General features: G+C 44.6%; 19 protein-coding genes. 3 read left to right on the forward strand and 16 right to left on the reverse strand.

Annotation, left to right across the window (positions count from 1 at the left end; translation table 11 throughout):
- Nucleotides 1-123: 123 nt before the first annotated feature.
- From BMW43_RS06860 to gatC, 13 genes are all read right to left on the reverse strand, one after another.
- Nucleotides 124-1,092, reverse strand: a complete 969-nt coding sequence (locus BMW43_RS06860; protein ID WP_091745118.1) for a type I phosphomannose isomerase catalytic subunit — start codon at nt 1,090-1,092, stop codon at nt 124-126.
- 72 nt (nt 1,093-1,164) lie between these two features.
- The gene (locus BMW43_RS06865; RefSeq protein WP_245732264.1) at nt 1,165-2,064 is read right to left on the reverse strand and encodes a glycyl-radical enzyme activating protein; all 900 of its coding nucleotides are present in this window, start codon (nt 2,062-2,064) and stop codon (nt 1,165-1,167) included.
- Between the two features lie 30 nt (nt 2,065-2,094).
- Entirely contained in the window at nt 2,095-4,371 is a 2,277-nt protein-coding gene (locus tag BMW43_RS06870; protein ID WP_091745122.1) for a pyruvate formate lyase family protein, read from the reverse strand.
- Between the two features lie 60 nt (nt 4,372-4,431).
- Nucleotides 4,432-5,181: an N-acetylmannosamine-6-phosphate 2-epimerase gene (locus BMW43_RS06875; protein WP_091745124.1), complete on the reverse strand. Its 750-nt coding sequence runs from the start codon at nt 5,179-5,181 to the stop codon at nt 4,432-4,434.
- Nucleotides 5,182-5,330: 149 nt separating this feature from the next.
- A complete protein-coding gene (locus BMW43_RS06880; protein WP_177173490.1) occupies nt 5,331-6,071 on the reverse strand; it encodes a DeoR/GlpR family DNA-binding transcription regulator in 741 nt (246 codons plus the stop codon).
- Between the two features lie 269 nt (nt 6,072-6,340).
- Nucleotides 6,341-9,223, reverse strand: a complete 2,883-nt coding sequence (locus BMW43_RS06885; protein WP_091745128.1) for a sigma-54-dependent transcriptional regulator — start codon at nt 9,221-9,223, stop codon at nt 6,341-6,343.
- 946 nt (nt 9,224-10,169) lie between these two features.
- Nucleotides 10,170-11,558: a 23S rRNA (uracil(1939)-C(5))-methyltransferase RlmD gene (rlmD, locus tag BMW43_RS06890; protein ID WP_091745330.1), complete on the reverse strand. Its 1,389-nt coding sequence runs from the start codon at nt 11,556-11,558 to the stop codon at nt 10,170-10,172.
- A 147-nt stretch (nt 11,559-11,705) separates the two neighbouring features.
- Nucleotides 11,706-14,120 carry a Lon protease family protein gene (locus tag BMW43_RS06895; RefSeq protein WP_091745130.1) on the reverse strand — a complete coding sequence of 805 codons (2,415 nt, stop codon included), beginning with the start codon at nt 14,118-14,120 and terminating at the stop codon, nt 11,706-11,708.
- Nucleotides 14,121-14,161: 41 nt separating this feature from the next.
- On the reverse strand, nt 14,162-14,470 hold the full coding sequence (locus BMW43_RS06900; protein ID WP_177173491.1) for a hypothetical protein: 309 nt from the start codon (nt 14,468-14,470) through the stop codon (nt 14,162-14,164).
- A gap of 31 nt (nt 14,471-14,501) precedes the next feature.
- Complete coding sequence (locus BMW43_RS06905) at nt 14,502-15,224, reverse strand: CPBP family intramembrane glutamic endopeptidase (protein ID WP_245732254.1); 723 nt, start codon at nt 15,222-15,224, stop codon at nt 14,502-14,504.
- A gap of 106 nt (nt 15,225-15,330) precedes the next feature.
- A complete protein-coding gene (gene gatB, locus BMW43_RS06910) occupies nt 15,331-16,764 on the reverse strand; it encodes an Asp-tRNA(Asn)/Glu-tRNA(Gln) amidotransferase subunit GatB (protein WP_091745134.1) in 1,434 nt (477 codons plus the stop codon).
- Nucleotides 16,765-16,767: 3 nt separating this feature from the next.
- Nucleotides 16,768-18,228, reverse strand: a complete 1,461-nt coding sequence (gene gatA, locus BMW43_RS06915; RefSeq protein ID WP_091745136.1) for an Asp-tRNA(Asn)/Glu-tRNA(Gln) amidotransferase subunit GatA — start codon at nt 18,226-18,228, stop codon at nt 16,768-16,770.
- A gap of 60 nt (nt 18,229-18,288) precedes the next feature.
- Entirely contained in the window at nt 18,289-18,579 is a 291-nt protein-coding gene (gatC, locus tag BMW43_RS06920; protein ID WP_091745138.1) for an Asp-tRNA(Asn)/Glu-tRNA(Gln) amidotransferase subunit GatC, read from the reverse strand.
- Nucleotides 18,580-18,909: 330 nt separating this feature from the next.
- Here gatC and BMW43_RS06925 point away from each other — a divergent pair, with 330 nt between their 5' ends.
- Nucleotides 18,910-19,479: a hypothetical protein gene (locus tag BMW43_RS06925; protein ID WP_091745139.1), complete on the forward strand. Its 570-nt coding sequence runs from the start codon at nt 18,910-18,912 to the stop codon at nt 19,477-19,479.
- A gap of 54 nt (nt 19,480-19,533) precedes the next feature.
- Here BMW43_RS06925 and BMW43_RS06930 read toward each other — a convergent pair whose 3' ends face one another.
- The gene (locus BMW43_RS06930; protein WP_091745141.1) at nt 19,534-19,785 is read right to left on the reverse strand and encodes a DUF2164 domain-containing protein; all 252 of its coding nucleotides are present in this window, start codon (nt 19,783-19,785) and stop codon (nt 19,534-19,536) included.
- Between the two features lie 60 nt (nt 19,786-19,845).
- On the opposite strand from BMW43_RS06930, the gene BMW43_RS06935 reads away from it, so the two are divergent.
- Nucleotides 19,846-20,283: a DMT family transporter gene (locus tag BMW43_RS06935; protein WP_091745143.1), complete on the forward strand. Its 438-nt coding sequence runs from the start codon at nt 19,846-19,848 to the stop codon at nt 20,281-20,283.
- A gap of 123 nt (nt 20,284-20,406) precedes the next feature.
- Here the strand turns inward: BMW43_RS06935 and BMW43_RS06940 are convergent, their stop codons facing one another.
- Nucleotides 20,407-20,967 (reverse strand): GTPase, encoded by a 561-nt coding sequence (locus tag BMW43_RS06940; protein WP_091745145.1) that lies wholly within the window; start codon nt 20,965-20,967, stop codon nt 20,407-20,409.
- A gap of 194 nt (nt 20,968-21,161) precedes the next feature.
- On the opposite strand from BMW43_RS06940, the gene BMW43_RS06945 reads away from it, so the two are divergent.
- Nucleotides 21,162-21,920, forward strand: a complete 759-nt coding sequence (locus BMW43_RS06945) for a hypothetical protein (protein ID WP_091745146.1) — start codon at nt 21,162-21,164, stop codon at nt 21,918-21,920.
- Here the strand turns inward: BMW43_RS06945 and ligA are convergent.
- On the reverse strand, nt 21,917-23,968 hold the full coding sequence (gene ligA / locus BMW43_RS06950; protein WP_091745147.1) for an NAD-dependent DNA ligase LigA: 2,052 nt from the start codon (nt 23,966-23,968) through the stop codon (nt 21,917-21,919). The two genes, BMW43_RS06945 and ligA, sit on opposite strands and share 4 nt — an antisense overlap.
- Nucleotides 23,969-23,973 lie beyond the last annotated feature (5 nt).

Genomic DNA, 23,973 nt, shown 5'->3' on the forward strand with positions numbered 1-23,973 from the left:
AAAAATTGCTCCAGCTCATACGGGGACCAGTTTTTATTTTTGTTATATATTGTCATGTTACATCGTGATGATGGTAGATTAACAGGAGTGGCCATTTGACTGATCTATTATTTAACAAACACACTAGAGAGTTACTGCCAAAAACTCACAATGACCAGTTACTGTAAATGCATCATCTTGAGCAGGAATAAAGATGGTTTCGCCTTTCTGAAAATTTAATGTTCCCGAAGTGCCGCGTAATTCAGCCTTACCGTCCAAGCAGATCAAAGCTATAAAGCTTTCCTGGCTACTGCAAAATCGCACTGTACTATCGACACGATAGCGATAGGTATTAAAATAACGACATGAACGCAGCAACTGAATAACAGCCTCAGATGTTGTAGATAAAGTCAGTTCTGGATCAGTATTCAGTATTCCGGGTTCTACATCGGCAACATCCAGTGCTTTTTGGAGGTGTAACGACCGCTTATTACCATTGACATCCAAACGATCAAAATCATATAGTCTATAGGTTATATTTGAGCATTGTTGTATTTCGCAAATTACAATTCCTTTGCCAATAGCATGAATTTTGCCCGCTGGGATAAAAAATACATCCCCTTTGTGTACAGGAAGTTTTCTCAGCACTGTATCTATTTCGCCTCTCTGAATTGCGGTTCTTAGTTCCTCTTTAGTCACCATTTGATTAACGCCCACATATAAACATGCTCCAGGCTCATGCTCAAGGATTACCCACATTTCTGTTTTTCCGCTATCACCCTCGTTTGCTCTCGCATAAGCATTATCAGGATGTACCTGAATGGAAAGTGTGTCTTTTGCATCAATGAACTTAATTAAAATAGGAAGTTTATTACCAAAGCACTTGGCTTTTAGTCCAAGACATCCTACTCCTACTTCCTTTATATAAGCCTCTAATGTATAGCCGGAATAAGAGCCGCTGGCAATAGAAGATTGTCCATCTTCATGTATAGATAACTCCCAGCTTTCTGCGATAATATCCTTTTCACTTTGTTTACCATATTGCGTTCCTAGCTTAGTCCCACCCCAAAGATAATCTTTATACGCCGGTAACAGTTTTACAGGTTTATACATAAGTAATACCTCCTTTTTATCATTTTCAAAAAAAAAGAACCGCAAGCGGCTCCTTCTCTCAACGCAAATTCCCTATCCACCGATTCTCACAGCTAAACCTTTCGCCTTTCCAATTTCACAGAAGGGAACCAGTTCTTCATTTTTTAACATGGGAAGCTCATCCTTATAAGGATACTCCAAACCAAGTTGGGCAAACTTACTCTTACCTAATGTATGATAAGGTAAAAGATGAACGGTGGATATGTTATTCTCCAACGCTATTTTATATATCCCGTCAATAGTATCCTGATTATTGTTAAAACCGGGGACCACCGGAACACGCAATATAATCATTTCCGCCTTCTGCTCGGCTGCAGCCTGCAGATTCTGCTTTATCAGACTTAAATCGCCGCCGGTAAATTCTTTTAGTATGACCGGATCGCAATGCTTGAGGTCGAATAAGAACTGATCAACAAGGGGAATCGCTTGGCAAAATTGCAAAGGATTAACCTGCCCCGTCGTCTCAACCGCTGTGTGCAACCCTGCCTCTTTACTCTCTCGCAAAAGAGCCAATGCACCTTGAAACTGAAAAAAAGGCTCGCCACCGGATAATGTTATGCCTCCTCCGGAGTTACGGTAGTAATCATGATCCCGCATAACAATACGCAGAATCTCAGAAGTAGTCATAACCTTGCCGGCGAGATAAAGTGCGTTATGGGGACAGACTTCGACGCATGCACCGCATGTAGTACATGCCCTCCGGTCAATGTTTAACCGATTATCCGAAAGCTTGATTGCGTCAACAGGGCAAACCGACGCACACCGGCCACATGCCACGCATTTAGATTTAATGTACATCAACCTGGTCTCAATGTGCCAGGATTCCGGATTGGCACACCATGGACAACGCAATGGACAGCCTTGCAAAAATACTACCGTACGGATACCGGAGCCATCATGAATGGCAAACCGTTCTATATCAAATACACGCACCAATTGACTACTCAATTACATCACTCGCTATTAATCATATAGTACACGACTCATTACCTCTTGCTGGATATCCGGTGCCAAATTAACAAACACCGCCGAAAATCCACTGACACGGACAAGAAGGTTGGGATACAGTTCGGGACGTTTTACAGCGTCTTCCAAAACCCCCTTATCAAGAACCGTCACCATCAAATGACAACCGCCTTTTTCAAAATAGGTTTTGAACAGAGCTTTGATAACCTGTCGATTTTCCTTAAACATTCTTCGGGTGAACTTGATATTCTGCACCGAACCGCCATGATATTTGGGATCGAATTTCGCCAGGGAATTCAGCATAGCCGTAGGTCCGTTTTTATCAGCGCCACCCTGGGGGTTGTTGGCCGGATTCATATACATTCCGGTCAACCGGCCATCTGGAGATGCGGCGGTACGGCGGCCCCATTCCGTATTGACCTGGTTGTTGCTGATTACAATCAGATAATATTGCATACCGGCCTTAATCCCACTGTCGCGCACTCCCATGGCGACATGGTTATAAAGATCCACCGCCAAATCATCTGCCGTATCAAGATCATTGCCATATTTATCACAGGCTAGACAATCCTTGCGGATATTTTCGTAACCCGCAAAATTCGCCCGTGTTGCCTTGACAATCTGCTCCAAAGTATATTTGCCAGTATCGTAAACCAAGTGCTTAATAGCCACTAAAGAGTCAGACGTATTGATGTTGCCATAAGTTTCATTCGTCCCACCAAGATAACGAACACCGCCATCCAGCAACGCCTTACCTCGATCAATACAATCATCCATCAGCATGCTGGTAAACAGGAAGGAAACCTGGTCGTTCATTACCTTATAGGAATGCATCTGCGCTTTAATGGACAGCTCAATATAATAATCCAGCAGGCGCTTATAACACTGGTACAGAGCTTCAAAGGTTGTAAACTCGCTTACCGGCGGGATAACCACCTGTCCCGCCTTGTACTGGCCATCCATGGGATCAATCCCCTCGTTTAACGTGATGGTCAGCAGTTTCAACAGGTTTAAACAAACATTGGGCGTACCGGTGCTCTGCCCCTGAATAACGAATTCGGTACAACCAAACGGCACATACTGTTCCGCAGTTTGCTCATCAACGCGCATACCGAACTGAACGGCAGGAATATTGACATCATCATTGTATAAAGTCGGATAGGTAGCGCCAACCCCTAGGCAATCCAAGGCCATATCTATAATGTCTTCCGGCGTGTTTTTGTCAAAACGAAGGGTAAATTGAGGCTCCACATACCGGCAATCATAAGCCACTTTCATTGCAATGCGTAGAAAAACGTCTGCTTCTTTTGGATTGCGCCGACCACGGCCACCAACAATGATCCGGCCGTTAACCGTTGTACGGCGATTCTCGATCATGGTCCACAGGGACTTAATGCAATCATACGCTTCCTGTTCGTTCATCCGGCCTTCTTCCAGGTCTTTGGCCAGATAAGGACCAAGAACATCGTCCATCCGTCCGTAATTAATAACACCGGCCAGCAGCGCAAACAGCCAGAACAATTGCAATGCCTGATGAAAATTATGGGGCTTGTCTGTCTTCACCACTTCCAGGCTGTCAATAATCCGTTTCAGTTCTTTTTGCCGCTTAGACGAAGCATTTGACATGTGGCGTTCAGCCATTTTTTGCAAATACACCGCACTAACTACAAAAAGATCAAGGCAAGACAACAGCGCCTGATAAAAGGTGTTTTCCGGGCTTTTCACCATGCATTGCTTGATTTCCTTACGCAATCCGTCAATGCCAAGATCCATCAATTTCCGGTAATCCAGCATCATACCGGATAAACGGGCCGTGGCGATCATCGGATATTCACAATCAATAAAAGCACCGACTGTCGTATCAGTTAATACATCCTTGCAATACAGGGTTTTAGTGTCATGGTCAAGCCAATAATTATACAGAGCGTCTACCCTTGGTTTTTCTGCATCAGGCAGTTCTTTTTGAAACTTTCTGAGCTTGCTGAATACACAGTAATGTCCGACACCGCCCACGGAGGTTACGCAACCAAAACCAATAGGCAGGAAATCAGTCCGGCCTATGAACAGGTCGCCATCTTCAATCTCACGAAAAAGCGTGGGGTAAAGAACCTTGAGGCACTCGACCTCTCTCATTTCTTTGGAAAGATTAGCAGACTTACGATGTGTCTCAGTATATTGCTCCATAATGGCCAATTGAACTAAAACAGGCTTTTCACAAGGGATCTTTTTACTAATCTCGGCATTTTGGGTTACCTCGACATTCAGTTTTGCCATACCGATCTTCCTCTCTTCAGAATAAATATAGTCTGCTTATTAAATTCGTATATATAAGCATTAGTGGCTGCTGCGTTCTGCATCGCGCCAATTGTTTTGGTAACCTGTTAGAAGGTCAACAAATCGCTTGGCAATCAAATGGGGCCGTGTAATTGCACTGCCAACTACCACCGAGTGAGCTCCAAGAAAAATGCACTTCATCGCATCTTCCGGCGTGTACACATGGCCTTCCATCATCACATAAGCCTGATCACCAAATTCACGGCACATTTTAGCAAAATCGCGCATATCGGGCTGTTCAATATGTTTGGTTTGTGCAGTATAACCGTACAATGTCGGAGCTATGATATCCGCCCCAAGTTCAATAGCACGCCTTGCTTCGTCAGAGGTAGAAACATCAGCAAAAATTATAGCCTCAGGAATTTCTTTTTTTACTATCGGGAGAAGTTCGTAAGCTTTTGTCTTCTCATGGGTAGTTTGCTCGGTACAATCCAGTGCAATGATCTCTGCGCCGGCATCCCATACCGCTTTGGCCGCCTCTAAAGTAGGGGTTATAAAAACATCCGTATCATTGTGCCAGATTTTCCAAAGACCAATTAATGGCAATTTAACCTTGGATTTAATAGCACGGATCTGCTCCGGCATGTTTGCCCGGATACCTACTGCACCAGCCCATTGAGCTGCTTCTGCCATTTTTACGACTATGTCATCTGTAAAAATTGGCTCATCATGTTGAACTTGACAAGACACAATCAGACCACCCTTTAGAGATTCAAGAATCGCTCTTTTCTTTGGATCAGTTGTCTTCATTAATATCAATCCCCTTTCATTACATAAATTATCAAAAATTATCTTTTATGATCATATTGTATCATTATAATTCAATAGATACAATATTAATTTAAAAAAAAATAAGCTATGGATTATGATTATTGTCCATAGCTTATCTCATCCGGGCTCTATACCCACATAACTTTTTCAATATATGGCTTGTTATCTATTCGGTTACATATAATACCTGTAAAACCTGATAAATCCGTAAACTTCAGAAATCCGTGCTTTTCCAATTTACTATCATCAAGCAGAAGATACTGTTTCTCCGCTCTCTCTAAAGCTATTTTTTTCATCAAAAGACTTTCCATCTCGGTTGTATATACTACTCCTTCTTCAACGTCAACACCGGAACATCCTAAAAATGCAATGTTAAAGCGGAACTGCTTTAGCATGTCCTGTGCCGACGCCCCGACAAACATACTATAATGAGGAAGATATTTCCCTCCAACGACAAACATTTCCGCCACTGGATTCGGCATGTTTCGGACAATCAGTGAATTATAGGTTACAATTTTCACAGGTTTCAACAGAAGGATATCCAACAACGGGGCCATGGTTGTTCCCGCATCAACAAAAACATGATCACCATCTTGTACTAAATCGGCAGCCGCCTCACTTACCAGACGCTTCTTAGGGACATGCACCGAAAGCCTATTCTGCATGGTAAGTTCCGCGTTTTCCAGAGCCTCTTCCAACGCAGCTCCACCCTGAACACGTTTTAATTTTCCCTCCAATTCCATTTTTTCAAAATCACGACGTACAGTAATCTCAGAAATATTCAATTCACGGGCAATATCTTTTATATTGATGATGCCCTTTTGGTACAGGTTTTTCATTATGTAGACCCTGCGTTCCGATGCAAGCATAATTTCCTCCAACAATAAGAATAACATAAATTTACATTTAGAATTATTATACATAATATAACATAAACGATCAAATTCCGGTTAAAAAATCTAATACAAATGGAACATACGTTGCAGTTTGCCAGTGAATTGAACACAAAATCCATCGCTCATAAATGACTAGGTTTAATGATTGTGGGAAGTGACAAAAGCAGTATTCTAGACAGTTTTTTGCGTTTTTTGATTAGCAAGGATAAACCTGCTTTGCTGTACGATAAACATTAAAAACGCTAATCATTGGTAGCTTGCATTCCATAACGGATAATTTCATGGATAGCTTTTTTCTCTTCAAAAGGAATTTCGACTTTGTATTTATAACCTAATTCTTTTATTGGGTCATTTAAGTATGAAGCATGAGGGATAATCTTTTCATCATAAACAGTTTTTTCATTCTTATCAGAGAACAGCAATCTTTCCAACATGCAACAAATATGAACGATTAAATTCGTACAGGTGTTTCTGGTTAAGTCTTCGCTAAAATTATCTTCAATTCTTTCAATTGCTATTAGAACATTTTCTAATGTTTTTCCTGGATCTAAATAATATAAATAATTTTTTATTACAGATATCATAGCGGCATTATTAAAATCCATAATGTTTGAATTATTTCCTCTTTTTTCATTGAATGGTTTGACTCGCTTAGCAAAAACTCCATATTTCATCAATAATTTTTCAATCCATACTAATCCCTGTCCAAAAATTACCTCTTCCAAAGAAATGAAATGAGAATTTAAATGTTTAGGCCGTATAGTACCAATTACAGCCAAAGGTTTATGGCCTTCACACAAATCGACAATTCCTTGTTCTAAATTATCAATTGTGTTTACATCTATAGCTTTAATTTTTACTTCTGTACCAAATAAAAATTGCTCTTCCAGCATTTCTTTCAATTTTACCGCCGTACCGCTACCGGTCATGCAAATTGTTACAATATATAAATCATCTTCATCAAAATTGTCATTTTGCAGTACTTGAAGATCTTCACTATAATACATATCACGTTTAATTTTTTGTATTTCATAAAATAGTTCATTTAGCGTCATTTTTCCGTAATAGCTTTTTTGCGCCGCTTCAAGAACCAAAAGAGTATTAGCATAGCTAACTACTTTTATCGGTATTCCGGTAGCTTTCGTGATTTCCACTCCGATATTATATAATGATCCCATGTCAATAAAGAGCAAAATCCCTTCATTAGAATGAATCTTTTTGCACAGCTCAATCGCTTTATTAAAGACCATTTCCCACTTCTCTTCAAAGGGCATATCTATATGATACACACAAACATTTCCAATTAAATAATTTGCTACGTTACTTATACTGGATGCTACTCCATCGCCATGAGCCATAACCAAAATCGGTACAGTTCCATGTTTTTTTTCATCTTCAATTATATTTTTTATAAGTAAAGCCAGTACTATAACCTCTCCTTGTGGTATATTTACACCCAAATCCTTTTCCAGCAGCGCAGTTAATTCTTGACTTAACTCTAAATATAAGCTTAAACCAGCAGCATCTTTTTCATCCAATAATTTCCCTTGGATTTTAATATTTCTATTTAGTTGTTGAATAATCGCATTAATATGCATAGTCAGCGGTGTTACATAATAAAAGTCAATGTTCAGTTTATACTTCGTCAAGGCAATTTCTAAAAATTTCCTGATTACTTCAATGATCTTTTCATCTACAAAATGAAGTAATTTTTCTCTTTGATCTTTTTCATTGCCTTTATAATAATCTAGAAAACTGGCAAAATAATTTTTCACCATGTTAATGGGGTCGTTTTTCTTCTCTTGCACAGCCTCTTCCGAATATGTATATAATTGATTTTTTATAAATTTATATATACTTGTTTCAAATTCCATCGGAGTATCAAAATCTATGCTTTTTTCACTCGGTTTAATAATCGTTGGATCCTGAATATAAATATTTCCTAATCGTTTTGTATAATGTCGCAATTTAATTTTATCTTCATCAAAACTTTCCATCAAAATGTTACTATCAATGATTAGCTTTCTTTCGTTTTCAGCTAAAGTTCTCATATACGCTCTGGCACAAACAAGCTTTATATCACCTTTTAACTGACCTATATTACCTTTACATTCATATGTTAAAAAATATTTAATAACCTGAGAAGACAATACGAGCACTTTATCAATGACATTGGCTTCTTGTTTAAATATTTGCTTAATTAAACTGAACCGTTCATCCAATCCCCTTGCGTCCAATGACGGCAAACGAATGCTAACCGGTATTCTACGCATAAACGTATTCAATAAATTAGAGCTTGGTTCTTCTGTGGTCGCAGCAATAATAAAAGGTCTTGCTTTACGGGTACTTTCAATTTCGCCTAACCTTCTGTATATACCATGGTCCATTAAATAAAATAACATTTCCTGCGCTTCCGGTGGCAAACGATGTACTTCATCAAGAAATAAAACACCACCATCAGCCTTCTCTACTAATCCACTTTTTTCTTGGTCTGCTCCCGTAAAAGCACCTTGTGTATAGCCAAAAAGCTGTGCAACAATAAGTTGAGGGTTGTAGGAATAATCAGCACAGTTAAACACCACAAATTGAGAGTTCTCTCGTCTTTTGCCTAAATGTACGGCAAACTTGTACATCATGCTGGCAAATAATGTTTTTCCTACTCCTGTTTGCCCTAAAAGTAATGTGGTAAGACCATAAGGAGGATATGTTATTGCAGCTTTTGCTTGCTCTATTTGCTTTTTTAAACTCTTATCATACCCAATCAAGTCCTGAAACACATCTTTGTCAGGCTCCTCATAATCAACCACATAATCTTCCCTGTTATGATTTTCAATAATCTCACATTGGTTAGAAACTTCCAGTACATTATCACTTAACTGCATGTTTAACAATTCTTCTACTGCTTGCTTACTGATAAATAACACAGGTTTACCAATGACTTTAATAACTGATCCTTCCCGAAATAAAGTATTTAAAATCCTACTTATATTTGTCCGGTCTATACCTAGAATTGCCTCCAAATCATAGACATTAAAACCAACTCTGTCTTTCCCCTTAAATTTTTCTAATCTAATCTTTTGAGAAAGTGAATGAAGAGTATTATACACACTTTCTTTTCTTCCCATAATTTATACACCCTTTACAAACTAATATAGAAATTAGTTTTCATTCGACGTATTATCATAAATCCTTTACTAAACTTTTTGGACGAAAACAATGATTGTTCTATCAATGACATATGGTACAGTTTCCCCGGATTTCAACGTTCCGATAACGTACGCATTAGTTTTTTTACTTACCTGTAACACAAGTACAATTCTAGAAATGAAGCAAGCTGTAAAATATCTGAAGGATTATATTGTTCACGCATCTATGCAATGACTAGTCTTGTTATACCCGGCTTTCTAACTCTATAAAACACTATTATAATTCTAAAAACAAGAAGAAATACCTGCTAATACTTAATAATTGACCTTTTACAAAAGAATAAATTCGTGAATGTACTATAAAAACAAATATAACACCGACTAGTTCTGTCAGTATTATATTTGTTTTTATCAAATTGTTTATCTGATACTAAAAGTTAATACAAAAAATCGCTCTATTTCCAAAAAATTTAGCATATATCGCAATTTTGAATTAATATTTATCAGTTCTAAAAATTCATCCACATCTAATACCATGCCATTGGCGGGCACGTTTCTGATAAACTTCGTGCCTACACGCACTACAAACTATTTCCATAGAAAGTATATATTACGTACCTTCAGAAAGGGCAGTAAGCTTATCAAGAGAGTCCTTTGATGTTACGAATTCCGTAACTTGACTCAATTACCACAATTCCTGATATTAGTCCCGTTACTGGTGCAACCACTCTCGTTATATCTCAAATTTCACCAACTCTTCTAAACTTACTACTTGCGCAGTACTGACTCTTCTATACACTAATTGGGTAATTAACAAAGTGCGAATAACAAGGGAACTGGTTTTTAGACAAATGTTTTCTTACTTTGTCTGCGGAAACAAAAACCATATTTCCCCATCTTCCTTGAAACCAGGCGCCACCTGGCTTCAAAGGCTGTGTTTTCTTTTCAGCCAAACGCAACACTCCACGTGAAAAGTCTGAGGAAACATATCCACTGGCTGAACTTCCCGGGTTTCGTATCCTTGCTCGTTAAATACCGCCAAATCCCTGGCGAGGGAGGATGGATTGCAGGATACATAGACAATACGCTGAGGTTTCATATTCACAAAGGTCTCCAGTACCTGACGGTCACAGCCGGCACGAGGCGGATCGACGACAATGACGTCCGGTCGCAGGCCTTCTTTAAACAAGCGCGGCAGTACGTCCACGGCATCACCAACGATAAATTCGGCGTTCTCCACTTGATTGCGCTCGGCATTAAGCCGGGCATCACGAATTGCCGGTTCCACTATCTCTATTCCATATACTTTCTTGGCCTTTTGCGCCAAAAACAGGCTGATTGTTCCTGTCCCACAGTATGCGTCAATGACCACTTCCTGACCGGAAAGATCGGCGTACTCCAGTGCTTTTTCATAGAGCACTGCCGCCTGTGTAGTATTCACCTGAAAGAAAGAACGGGCCGAAATGGCGAAACTGCAATCTCCCAGACGGTCGGTAATGGTATCCCGTCCCCAAAGTGTTTGTGTCTCCTCGCCCATAATGACATTGGTCTTCCGGCCATTTACATTTTGAATGACGCTCACCAGACCGGGAATGCGATTTTTCAATCGGTCAATGATTTGTTCTTTGTGAGGCAGGTGCTTAGCGGCAGTAACCAAGACAACCATCACTTCGCCGGTAGCCACCCCTACCCGTCCCAATACATGGCGCACCAAACCTGTGCCGGTATTTTCATCATAAACGCTAATCCCAAACTCATGTAAGGCGGCTTGCACTTCCTGCAGAATCACATTGTTCGCCTGGTGCTGGATGGTGCATTCGGTCGTAGGAATAATAGTATGCGTCCCTTGGGCAAAACAACCTGCCACCACGGCTCCATCTGCCAAACCTACGGGAAACTGCATTTTATTTCGGTAATACCAGGGTTTGGTACACCCTAAAGTAGCATGGACAGGAACTCCGTCCAGCTTTCCAATCCGGGTAATCGCATCAACCACAGTCTGCCGTTTACTTTCCAATTGTCCTTCATAGGTAAGGTGCTGCAGTTGACAGCCGCCACAGGACTTATAGATCGGACATTTTGCAGTTGTTCGCCGGGGAGAGGCTGTTTCAACGGTCAGCAATACTCCCTTGGCATAATTCTTTTTAACCTCTATGATTTTTGCCTTAACTTTCTCTCCCGGCAATGCCTGCGGTACAAAAACAGTAAAGTCCTCCACCCGCCCAACACCTTCGCCACTATGGCCCAGGCTGACAACATCCAGACTGTATATACCGCCTTTTTTTACCGGCGGAGTAGCAATATTCTTTTTCACACTATCACCTTTATAATTCAATTATCTTATTTGAAAAAGGGCGGCACCTGTCCGCCCTTCTTGATGACCGGACATCAAAAGTCCAGGCCATTATTTCAGAGTAAGGCTTTGCCCGCATCCCGCAAGACTCGGCACGAGCCAAGTTTTTTATTTTTCATTATCCGCACTTTTTCCCAATTTGATTAAGGTTTGCATATACTCTTTTAGCTTTTTCTCGACCAAATCATGAACCGTATTGAGCGGATAGGTGCCATCTGCCTGAAGCTGCCCGGCCGGAGTACCTGTCAAAATTTCGATACCTTCATCAATAGTCTTGACCGGATAAATATGGAAATTTCCCTGCCGGACGGCCTCCACCACTTCGTCGTTGAGTGTAAGGTCATCTACATTCTGCCAGGGGATCATAACACCCTGTTTACCGGTCAAACCCTTGATCTTACAGACCTCGAAGAAGCCTTCGATTTTCTGAGTAGCTCCGCCAATCGGTTGAATTTCTCCTTTTTGATTGACCGAGCCAGTCACAGCGATGTACTGTTTGATTGGCAGGTCCGACAGACTGGATAAGATGGCATACAATTCGGTACTGGAAGCGCTATCGCCATCTACACCGTCATAGGTTTGTTCAAAGGTCAGGCTGGCTGTCAGCGTCAGCGGCTGGCGCTGGGCAAATTTTTCTCCCATATACCCGCTTAAAATCATAACACCCTTGGTGTGGCTAGTGCCGCTCATTTTTGTTTCCCGTTCAATATTGATTACGCCGCTTTTACCCAAATAGGTGTTGGCGGTAATGCGGGAAGGTTTACCAAACATATACTCCCCGACCGCCATAACGGCCAGACCGTTAACCTGCCCCACTTTTTCTTCATCGGTATCAATTAAAAATTTCCCGTCGGCAAACATTTCTTGCAAACGTTCTTCGTACTTATTCGACCGGTATCGCTTCTCTTCAATAGCTTGTTTAACATGCTCAGCCCGGACAAGCTCGCTGTTATCCAGCGTGGCCCATACATCGGCCTCACACAAAATTTCCACAACCTCATTAAACCGGGTAGTCAGTTTCTTTTGACTCTGGGCCAGACGACAGGAGTATTCAATGACTTTGGCCACAGCCACCCGGTCAAAAGGTTTAAGTTCTTTGCGATTTACCGTAGAACTAATAAATCCAGCCAGTCTTTTGATATTCTCCGGATTATTATTCATTTGGACATCAAAATCGGCATGAACCTTAAACAGCTTCCGGAAATCCTCGTCATAATTGTACAGTAGATAATAGATTTGCGGACTGCCGACCAACACGACCTTTACATCTACCGGTACGGGTTCCGGTTTTAAGGAAGCCATGGCCAGCATGCCGTATTGCTCCCCCAGATTTTCGATATACAGCTTTTTAGTCTTTAATACCCGCTTCAAGGCTTCCCAGGCACCGATATTGGTCAGTACATCACGGATATTTAAAATTAAATAGCCGCCATTGGCCCGATGCAAGGCGCCGGCCTTAATCATGGTATAGTCGGTGCTAACCATTCCCATGCGGGTTTCATATTCGACCCGTCCTACCAGATTATAGTAAGTCGGGTTTGTTTCCACCACAACCGGTGCCCCCCGGCTAGCTCCATTATCAACGACAAGATTGACCTTGTACTTTTCTTTTCCCGTCTCCTGCATATTCCGCTTAAACAGCATCAGCGGATTTTGCTCTTCTTCGTTGTGCGGCTTAAATTCATTAATATGAGTAACAATGTCTTTCTTAACAGCCTCCAGATAGGCCGTAACTTCGGTAAAGTCCGCATATTTTTCGGTTAAACTATCAATCAAATGCCCAACCGCAAACAAACCGATACGGCTGTCCAAACTTTTAAGTTCTTCCCGTACTTCCCGTTCCACTACCTGCAGGTGACGAATAACCTCGGCAGCCTTGTCGTGCAGCAGCAGCGCCTTTTTCTCAATCTCTTCCCGCTGTGTGACATCCAGATTTTGAAATTCCTCCTGGGTCAGTACTTTATTATCCACAATGGGCAGACCGGCAAAACCGGTCGTAGACCACTGAGGTTGTATTCCCATTTCCTCTGCTTTTTTATTAAACCCTTCCACAATGAGCGTACGTTTATCCTGAAAAGTTTTAATCAACTCGGCGCGGGATTGTTCATACTCATCGCCGCTGAATACTTTGGCTATACCAGTTTTCAGCTCGTCCATGAGCACTTGCATATCCTGCTGAAATTTAGCGCCCATACCGGCCGGTAGGGAAAGTGCTTTGGGCTGCGCCGCATTATGAAAATTATTCACATAACACCAGTCAAGCGGCAATTCTTGCTTTTGTGCCGCCCGCTTAGTCACGGCCGCCTTAGCATAGGTAATCTTTCCCGTACCGACCAGGCCGGAAATAAAAATATTGTAGCCGGAATTTTGAGTATATAGCCCGAATTCAACCGCTTTTACCGCCCTGGTCTGGCCAATCATAACGTCCAGCGGCGAAACCGTCTGGGTCGTTTCAAAATCAAGCAACCTTTCATCACATATAAAGTGCAACTTATCTGCCGGTAGTTCCTGCCAGTTAGTCATTACGCCAATCCCCTCTCCCTCATTCTCCTTGACTAAACTTGCTATACATGATTTGTAGGCTCTATATATGTTGATTGATCTATATTGTTCGCCTCAGCAGCCGCTAAATCCTCTTCCCATGCCACTTCCTGGCTGCCACAGTAAAAGCAGGTATCAAAATACTCCTTCGGATGGGAGCTGGCCGCATTCACAACCGCTTTGACAGCCCCCATGCTGGTAAGCTGTTCCAGTCCGTTTTCTTTAAAATCACCGATCAAGCCGGAAAGTGGTCCGTTGCTATAGGGTGAAGCCGGCAGCACTTTGCTGGAAACAAAACTTTTACGGTTTCCACAACGCAAGCAACGAGGCATACAGCATCTCCTCCCTTGTGCTAAATTTCATTTACGTTACAGGCAATACACCGAAAAACAGCAGCAATATTTTACTAGCATTAACAAAGGCATGGGCCACTATGGCGCTAACTAATGATCCTGTCCAATAATATAAAAGAGCAAGGCCAATTCCTATCACCATCATTTCCCCTAACCAGTACACACTAAAATGCATGAGCGTAAATATAGCGGCACTGCCTATCGTTCCGCCCCACACTCCCCAACGTTCTCGCAGCGGCAGAAAAGTCAGCAGTCGGTATAGCGCCTCTTCCGCCACCGGTGCGGCCACGCCGGCCAAGAATAAAGGGGACAGCAATTGTTGCCAGGAGGCAGCAGCCTGGGCCTGCACGGCCAGTGGATGCTGTGCCGGTGTCAAGAGCAGCCAGGCGGCATAATATTTTTCACTATAGATACTGACGGTCAGCAGCCCCACTCCAGCCAACAACCCCCATAAGCCATTCCTGCCGGCATGATTCAGGCTGAGGCCAATCTCCGTCCAAGCCACCCGGCTTTTAACCAGAACCAACCACACCAAAAACAACACTGTTATTCTATCGACCAGTTCGATCCAAAAAGCAGAGTCACCAGACCAAAAGGGATATACGGTCTGCGCCAGCAGCAATCCTGTTACAATGCGTAACACATGAACAGCCATCACTGTACCGATATTCCAGCTCGCTTTTTCCGGCAGCATGATCTTCCCTTCTTTTTGAAAAGCTGTATGTACTACCATTATGTACGGTCACAAATGCTTTAATGCCAAGATATATTTTCCGCTGCAAAGATATATGTTAAAAAAAATAAGGGCAAAAGCTTCATCGCCTTTGCCCTTATTTTTTTTATAATCTTTCCCGTAGCAGCTTGTTTACCATTTCCGGATTAGCCCGGCCTTTGGTCTGTTTCATGATCTGACCAACCAAAAATCCGATTGCCTTTTCCTTGCCCGCTTTGAAATCGGCTACCGACTGGGGATTAGCGACAATAACCGAGTCAACAATAGCAACGATAGCACTGGCATCACTAATCTGGACCAGTCCTTTTTCTTTTACCACCGTATCGGCATCCTTGCCGCTTGACCACATATCCTCAAACACGGTTTTCGCTATTTTGCCGGAAATAGTCCCCTTATCAATCAAGGCAATCATTCCGGCCAGTTTAGCCGGTGTAACCGGGCAAGCTTCAATATCCAGTCCTGCCGTATTCAAGTGCTTCGACACTTCCCCCATCAGCCAGTTGGCAACTGATTTGGCATCGGCTTGGCAAGCCACGGTTTCATCAAAATAATCGGCCATCGCCTTGCTGGCGGTAATCACACTGGCGTCATAAGACGACAGGCCGTAATCGTTCATTAAGCGTTTCTGCCGGGCATCAGGCAGTTCCGGCAAACTCTGCCGGATTTCTTCCACCTTGGCCGGATCGACAATGATGGGCACCAGATCAGGTTCGGGGAAATAGCGATAGTCATGAGCCTGTTCCTTGCTACGCATCGAAAGGGTAATGCCCTTTGCTTCGTCCCAGGAACGGGTTTCCTGAATAACCCGGCCGCCTTCCTCTAAAACCTGTTCCTGCCGGGCCGCTTCATATTCCAGTCCGCGCTGTACCGAACGGAAGGAGTTAAGATTTTTGATCTCAGCCTTAGTGCCAAACGGTTCCGTACCGCATGGCCGCAGTGAGATATTGGCATCGCAGCGCAGGCTGCCTTCCTCCATCTTGCAGTCCGATACATCAATATATTGTAGAATGGCTTTTAGCTTTTCCAAATAGGCCTTGGCTTCCTCCGGAGTGCGGATATCCGGCTCCGATACGATTTCAATCAGCGGTACGCCGGTACGGTTGTAGTCAACCAGCGCATAGTCGGAATTATTGATCGTCCCGGAATGCACCAGCTTGCCAGCATCCTCTTCCATATGTACACGGGTGATGCCAATCCGCTTGGTCTGCCCCTCCACCTCAATATCCAAATAACCATTTACGGCAATGGGCAAATCATATTGTGACGTCTGGAAATTTTTTGGCAAATCGGGATAGTAATAGTTTTTACGGTCAAATTTACTAAAGGGCAAAATCTCGCAGTTCAGCGCCAGGCCAGCCCGAATGGCAAACTCAATCACTTTTTCATTAATGACGGGCAGTACACCGGGCAACCCCAAGCATACCGGACATACATTGGTATTTTGATCCGAACCGAACTGCGTGCTGCAGCCGCAGAATATCTTCGATTTTGTTTTTAGTTCGGAATGCACTTCCAAGCCAATTACAATTTCATAATCCATTTTCTAACCCCCCAGCCGTGCCGAACGCTTGTGATAGTCATTGTTTTGTTCAAAGGTATACGCGGTGCGAAGAATGGTCTCTTCTCCCAACGGCTTGCCAATGATTTGCAGGCCGACCGGCATACCGCCGGCAAAGCCGCACGGCACGGAAATACCGGGAACGCCGGCAAGATTGACCGGAATGGTGCAAACATCCTGCAGGTACATAGCCAACGGATCGCTGGTCTTTTCACCAATTTTAAACGCCGTAGTCGGAGCTGTCGGCGTAATAATAACGTCCACTTGCTCAAAGGCCTTGTCAAAGTCCTGTTTAACCAGCGTTCTGACTTTTAGTGCTTTCAGATAGTACGCATCGTAATAACCTGAACTTAAGGCATAGGTCCCCAGCATAATGCGCCGTTTGACTTCGGTGCCAAAGGCATGGCTCCGGGTTTTTTTATACATATCGATAATATCGTTGCCCTGCTCCCGGTGACCAAAACTAACACCGTCATACCGGGCTAAATTGGAGCTGGCCTCAGCCGGCGCCAGCAAATAATAGGCCGACAGAGCATATTCCGTATGCGGCATAGAGATTTCCCGGCACTCGGCGCCCAAGGCCACCAATTGCTCAATGGCCTTCCGTACAGCCGCTTCCACTTCCGGGTCCATACCGGCCACGAAATATTCTTTCGGCAGACCGATTTTCAGTCCCTTCACATTGTTCACCAGCGACTTCGTATAGTCGGGGACCGGCGCATTAATCGAGGTGGAATCCTTCGGATCGTAGCCGGCAATGACATTCATGACATGGGCAGAGTCAGTTACATCCCGCGTAATGGGACCGATCTGATCCAGTGAAGAAGCGTAAGCGATCAAGCCGTAGCGGGATACCCGGCCATAGGTCGGCTTCAAGCCAACCACGCCGCAATAGGCGGCCGGCTGGCGGATGGAACCGCCCGTATCCGAACCAAGCGCCCAGATGGCTTCCCCTGCAGCGACAGCCGCTGCTGAACCACCGCTGGAACCGCCTGGCACGCAATCCAGGTTCCAGGGATTGCGGGTCGGGAAAAACCCCGAGTTTTCCGTCGATCCACCCATGGCGAACTCATCCATGTTGGCCTTACCGGTCATCACCAAATCATTAGCCGCCAGTTTCTCGATAACGGTGGCGTCATAGGGCGGTACAAAGCGCTCCAGAATATGCGAAGCACAGGTGGTTTTTACGCCTTTCGTGCACAGGTTGTCCTTAATGATGCCGGGAATACCGCTCAACAGGGTAAGGGCTTCCCCACGGGCCAGTTTTGCGTCAACCGCTGCCGCCTGGGCAATAGCAGTTTCACGGGTTTGCGTTATATATGACTTAACCTGGCCTTCTACTTGATCGATACGGTCATGCACCGATTTTATAATTTCAACTGCCGTAATTTCTTTGTCAATTAGTTTCTGATGCAGTTCTCTTGCTGTATAGGCAAACAAATCCATACTAGTCCTCCCTAAAAACAAATTTACCACTTCTTTACCTGTCAGCCGGCAGGAAGCCTATTATCCTTCTATAATCTTCGGCACTTTAAAGTAACCATCCTCTTGCTCCGGCGCATTAGACAAAGCCAATTCACGGGGCAGGGAGGTTTTTACCGCATCCGGCCGCATTACATTTTTCAAAGGCAGCACATGAGCCGTCGGCTGAATAGCCGACGTATCCACTTTATTCAGTGAATCGGCATATTCCAGGATCGCATTGAGCTGGCCGGTAAAGGTTTCCAGTTCAGTTTCCGGCATGTCCAATCTTGAAAGAAGCGCCACTTTTTCCACATCATTTCGTGTAATCTTCATCTTTTCACCATCCAAACTAAAGTTTCACAAACATTCCATAAGACCTATATTATACCATAATATTATACCACGGCACAGAAAGAATGAAACCGTTGATTCAATAATATATTGCCGCTGTCAGGGAATTCGGCCTGTTTTACATTACGAGCCACCTCGGAACTGACGGCTTTTTGCTTCAACAGAATTCAACTCGAACCACCCATGCATAAAAGCACTGTTTTACGTTAAAGGATATTAACACCAAATGCTGAATAAAGAATGATGGATAACTAAACCAAAGACATACTGGGCCGTAGCGCTGGCTAAATCCACAATAAGGAGTCTTTTGTTATGAGAAAAAAAATCTTTCTTTTTCTGCTGAGCATGTCAATTATCTTGTCCTTTACTACCTGCCTTGCCGCTCAACCGCAAAAAGTAGCTATCCTGCCGGTCATAACCCCCGGCTATATAAAGCTGGACCAGGCCTATGAGCGTCAGATCACCCAAGCTCTGAAACGGAAATTCCATACTTCGTTAGCCTCACTGGTACCGGTCTTTGAACTTTTGCCGGCAGACACGATCCAGACCGATTATACAGCTATACAAACGCACAACGGCAAGCCAGTACTTGATAAAGCCCTGTTGCAGGCCATGGCAGCCGCCACGCAAGCGGACATTGTCATTGCGGCCGAGGTTACCTCCTTCCGCGCGCTCACGCACCGTACCTGGGATAATGAGGAGGTTCAGGAAACCGATGTCGCCTTACATATCGCCAGCTATCAAAAAAGCTCCGATTCCTTCCTAACAGTTCGTGACCGGCAAACTTACCGAGGTACCTTCCTGCTTAGCGGCCGGCCAGACTATATCCTGGACGACCTGCTCTACCGGCTGCTGAACAAGCTGCCTAACTACCAGCAATAACCCAGGTGGTGACAGGTTCCTATCTTAAATCAAAGGATGCAGGATGAAATCCCACTATTTTTTGCCGCGCTTATTGTCAATCCGCTTTTCCAGTCCATATAGCTCTTCTACTTTTTTAGTCATTAACGCCTGTGCATCGGCGACCGCCTGATTGTAAAAATAAGGTCCGATCTGCCGCACCATAAAGTCCAGCAGTACCGCTGCCTGAAAATCACTGAGTTCTTCATCCCGTTCGGTAAGAAAGAACTCCTTTATTGCACGCAATACTTCTGTTTCCGCTTCTTGCCCCAGCTTAATCTCACTCAAACTAACACCTCTTTGTCGCTTTTATTGCTTTTCATGGATTACACACAGGAGGAATTTCTTATGTTATATTTGCTTTTATCGTTTTGCGCCGGCCTGGGCATTACCTTCCAGGCCGGTCTGAATACCCAACTGCGTACCGCTCTGGGCAATCCGGTACTGGCATCGCTGATCAGCTTTGCGGTCGGTTCAGTGGCACTATTGATCTGCGTTCTGGTAACCAACGGCTCCATTCCGCCTCTGGCCAGTTTAACTCAGATTAGTTGGTGGAAATGGTGCGGCGGGCTGCTGGGGGCCTTTTATGTGTATGCCGTTATCATGCTGACTCCTTTGATCGGTCCGGCCAATATGCTCAGCCTGACCGTACTGGGCCAGTTGCTGCTTTCGATCATCCTGGAACATTACGGACTGCTGGGATTCAGCATTCACACAGTCAGCCCGTTCCGTATCGCCGGCCTGGCCCTGCTAGTCAGCGGCGTATATCTGATTCAGAAATACTAGTACGTTATCAACCTTAATCCTGTGAAAACTGGCGGTCTATTCTTCTACTGCTTTTAAGACTGACAATGTACTAGCCTGTAAAAAAGAGGTTCAGCTTACGGCTAGAACCTCTTTTTTACACGATTACTCTTCTCGTTTTTTAAAGCTTACCAGATCCATAATCGCTAAAATCTGTCTTACCGCATTAGCCATCGTTCCCGTGTTCTTTACCACATGATCGGCCATCTGCCAGTTATTAAACTCACCACTAAGTTCGGCATAATCAAGCCGCTTTTTAATATCTTCCAGATCGGCGCCCTGCAGAATGTACCGGTTTAAAATCGTATCTTTATCGACTAAAACATAAATGGATTCCACCCGTTCGCCCAGAATCTTTTTCAGTTGTTCAAACCCGGCCAGACTAACATCGACCACCGAGACAGGATAACTGCTCACTTTATTGGTCACTTCTTCCTTGCTCAGTCCGTAGTAGGCTCCGGAATAGTTCACCTTTTCTAAAAAGGCCGTCTGCGTAAATTCGGTTTTATCAGTAAAATAGTAGTCGATGCCTTGCCGCTCTCCTGCTTTGGGCGCTCTCGTCGTATGGCTGACCAGTGCCGGAATCTCATATTGGTCGTACAAGCTTTTGACAATTGAGCTTTTTCCTGATGCCGGCGGCCCAATAATAGCATACACCTTATGCATAGAGCTATCCCCCTTTAGGCTAAAATTCCATTTTCAAGCTGCTATAGTTACATATACTTTATATCTGCCCAAAACCCTTTCGGAACTTCTGGACAAACCTTCCTGAAAAGGGACTTTCAGAAAAGTTGCTTCCCTGCAACTGGCAAAAATATGATAAAATATCAACATATTGACGTATAGTAAGGAGCGATACAATGAGTAGACTTGTTAAAAACCTGCTAATCATACTAACCCTGGTAAGTGCCAGCGCTTTGCCTTCCCTCGGCTATGCCGCCGCCCAAACAGACAAGAAACCGGATTCCACCATCTCCTTCCTGGGCACCCTGGAAATACCGTCTCAACTGGAAATCATCGATATGAAAGACGTATTTATCGAGATCATAAAGATGGGTGAAAAACTGCAAGAAGAGAAAGAGGCAAAGGAAGGCTCCAGTAGCACCGGCGAAATACCCAAGAAAATATCGGAAGAAAACCTGAGAACGGCGTTAAATCAGTATGACATCGGCGCCTATCAGTTTGCCTTGAAACAGAACGGCTCTTACAATCAAGCGTTTGTTCTGGCGGCCAAGCTCCCGCCGAACATGAAGGAAGCAGCAGGCCGTTTTCTCGGCGAAATGAAAACCTATGACAAAAAAAAGCAGTCAGAGCTAAAAGCACTGACTGAAAAAGCCATCCAGGACGCCATCGCTTCCACACCGGAGCTAAAGACATCCTTTTCCTTTGAACTGCTGGAGTTCTATCCCTTTGAATATACTAAAAAGGGAAAGCTGCAAATGATCAGCGCCGGTGGCAGTATGGCTGTCCGCACCTATAAACTAATCCAGCCTTTTGCTGTTAAAACCTACTTATTGGAAAAGAACTCGGACTATTATGTCTTTGCGATCATCAATTCCGGCCCGGACCGGAAACTCTGGGACAATCTGACCAAAGAAATGCTATTGAAACTAAATTAATCCTCTGCCCCGGCACACAGGCGCAGGAATTGGTCTTCATCAAGAATGGTGACGCCCAAGGTCTGCGCCTTTTCTAATTTTCCACCGGCTTCTGCGCCTGCCAGGACATAATCGGTTTTTTTGCTGACCGACCCTGACACTTTGCCGCCGAAGCTTTCAATGAGTGCCGCCGCTTCCTGCCTGGTCATGGTAGGCAGTGTGCCGGTCAAGACAAAGGTTTGCTTGGTAAAAATCAGCTTTTTATCTGTTTTCACCACATCTTCCGTCATTTTCACGCCGGCAGCGGCCAACTTTTCCAAGAGAGCAATATTGTCCGGCACGGCAAAATAAGCCACCACACTTTCGGCTATTTTTTCCCCGATCTCATCCAATTCGCGAAGTTCCTCGGCACTGGCGGCCCGGACAGCTTCCATACTGCCGAAATGCCTGGCCAAAATACCGGCAGCTTTAACTCCCACATAGCGTATACCCAAGGCAAAGAGTAATCTTGCCAGTCCGGCGCTTTTGCTCTTTTCAATGGCATTGACCAGATTCTGGGCCGACTTCTGCCCTAACCGCTCTATGGGCACCAGCTTTTCGACGGTTACCCTATACAAATCAGCCACGTCATTCACCAGCTCTGCCTCCAGCAGGGCAGTTAAAATCGAAGGTCCCAGCCCGTCGATATTCATGGCATCCCGGGAGACAAAGTGGATCAGCCCTTCACGAATAAGCGCCGGACACTGCGGATTGGTACACTTGTGCGCCGCCTCGCCCTCTTGCCGCACCACCGGCGAAAAACATTCCGGACATTGTGCCGGCATAACAAAGGGCATCTCCTGACCACTGCGTTTTTCCTTGATTACCGAAACCACCTCGGGGATAACCTCACCGGCTTTATGGATAATAACGGTATCGCCAACACGAATGTCCTTTTCCTCAATAAAATCCTGATTGTGCAAGGTGGCACGGCTCACTGTCGATCCGGCAACCCTCACGGGGCGCAGAATGGCTGTCGGCGTCAGCACGCCCGTCCGGCCCACGCCCACAAAGATATCCTCCACGGTAGTAACGGCCTGTTCGGTGGGAAACTTATAGGCAATGGCCCAACGAGGGTCCTTGGCAGTATAACCCAGCCGTTCCTGATCAGCCAAGGAATTTACCTTGATGACCATTCCGTCAATGTCATAAGGCAGCTCTCCACGTTTTTCCGTCCAGCTCAAACAGTAGTCGATCACTTCCTGCATGGTGCTACAAACTTTATAATAGGGATTGACCTTTAGACCCAGAGCGGCTAAATATTGCAAGGTCTCCGCATGAGTTTCCAGTTCGATACCCTCATGCACACCAATGCCGTAAATAAATGCATCCAACGCCCGTTTGGCTGTCATCCGCGGATCAAGCTGACGCAGCGATCCGGCGGCGGCATTGCGCGGATTAGCCAACTCCGGTTCACCGGCTTCGCGGCGCTCCAGGTTCAGGCGGTCAAATTCACGGCGGGGCATGTAGATTTCTCCCCGCACCTCCAGTACGGGCGGCAGGGGTTGCTGCTCTGCCCGCAGCAGCAAGGGAATAGCGCGCACCGTACGGATATTACCGGTCACATCCTCGCCCTCGGTACCATCTCCCCGGGTGGCCCCCCGCAGCAAATGCCCGTTCTCATAGACCAGGTCAATGGCCAAACCGTCTATTTTGAGTTCTACCACATATTCAATTTCTGCTTCCGGTTTACCGTCAAGACCACTGACAACACGCTGATGAAAAGCCAATAGTTCACTTTCGGAAAAAGTATTGCCCAGGCTGCGCATGGGGGTGAGATGGGCAACACGGGTAAAGCCTTCGGCCGGTACGCCCCCCACTCGCTGGGTCGGCGAAGCCGGGGTTACCAGGCTGGGAAAAGCCTCTTCCAGACGCAGCAAGCGCCGCATGAGCTTATCAAATTCAGGATCGCTGATTTCAGGCTCATCCAGCACATAATAACGGTGTGTATGGTACTGAATCTGCTCCCGTAAGAACGCCGCCTCACGTTCGGCTTCCGGCAACGTGCCCGGTAATTTATCATTAGGCATTTGGT

It is taken from the genome of Propionispora vibrioides, assembly GCF_900110485.1.
GTDB lineage: Bacteria > Bacillota > Negativicutes > Propionisporales > Propionisporaceae > Propionispora > Propionispora vibrioides.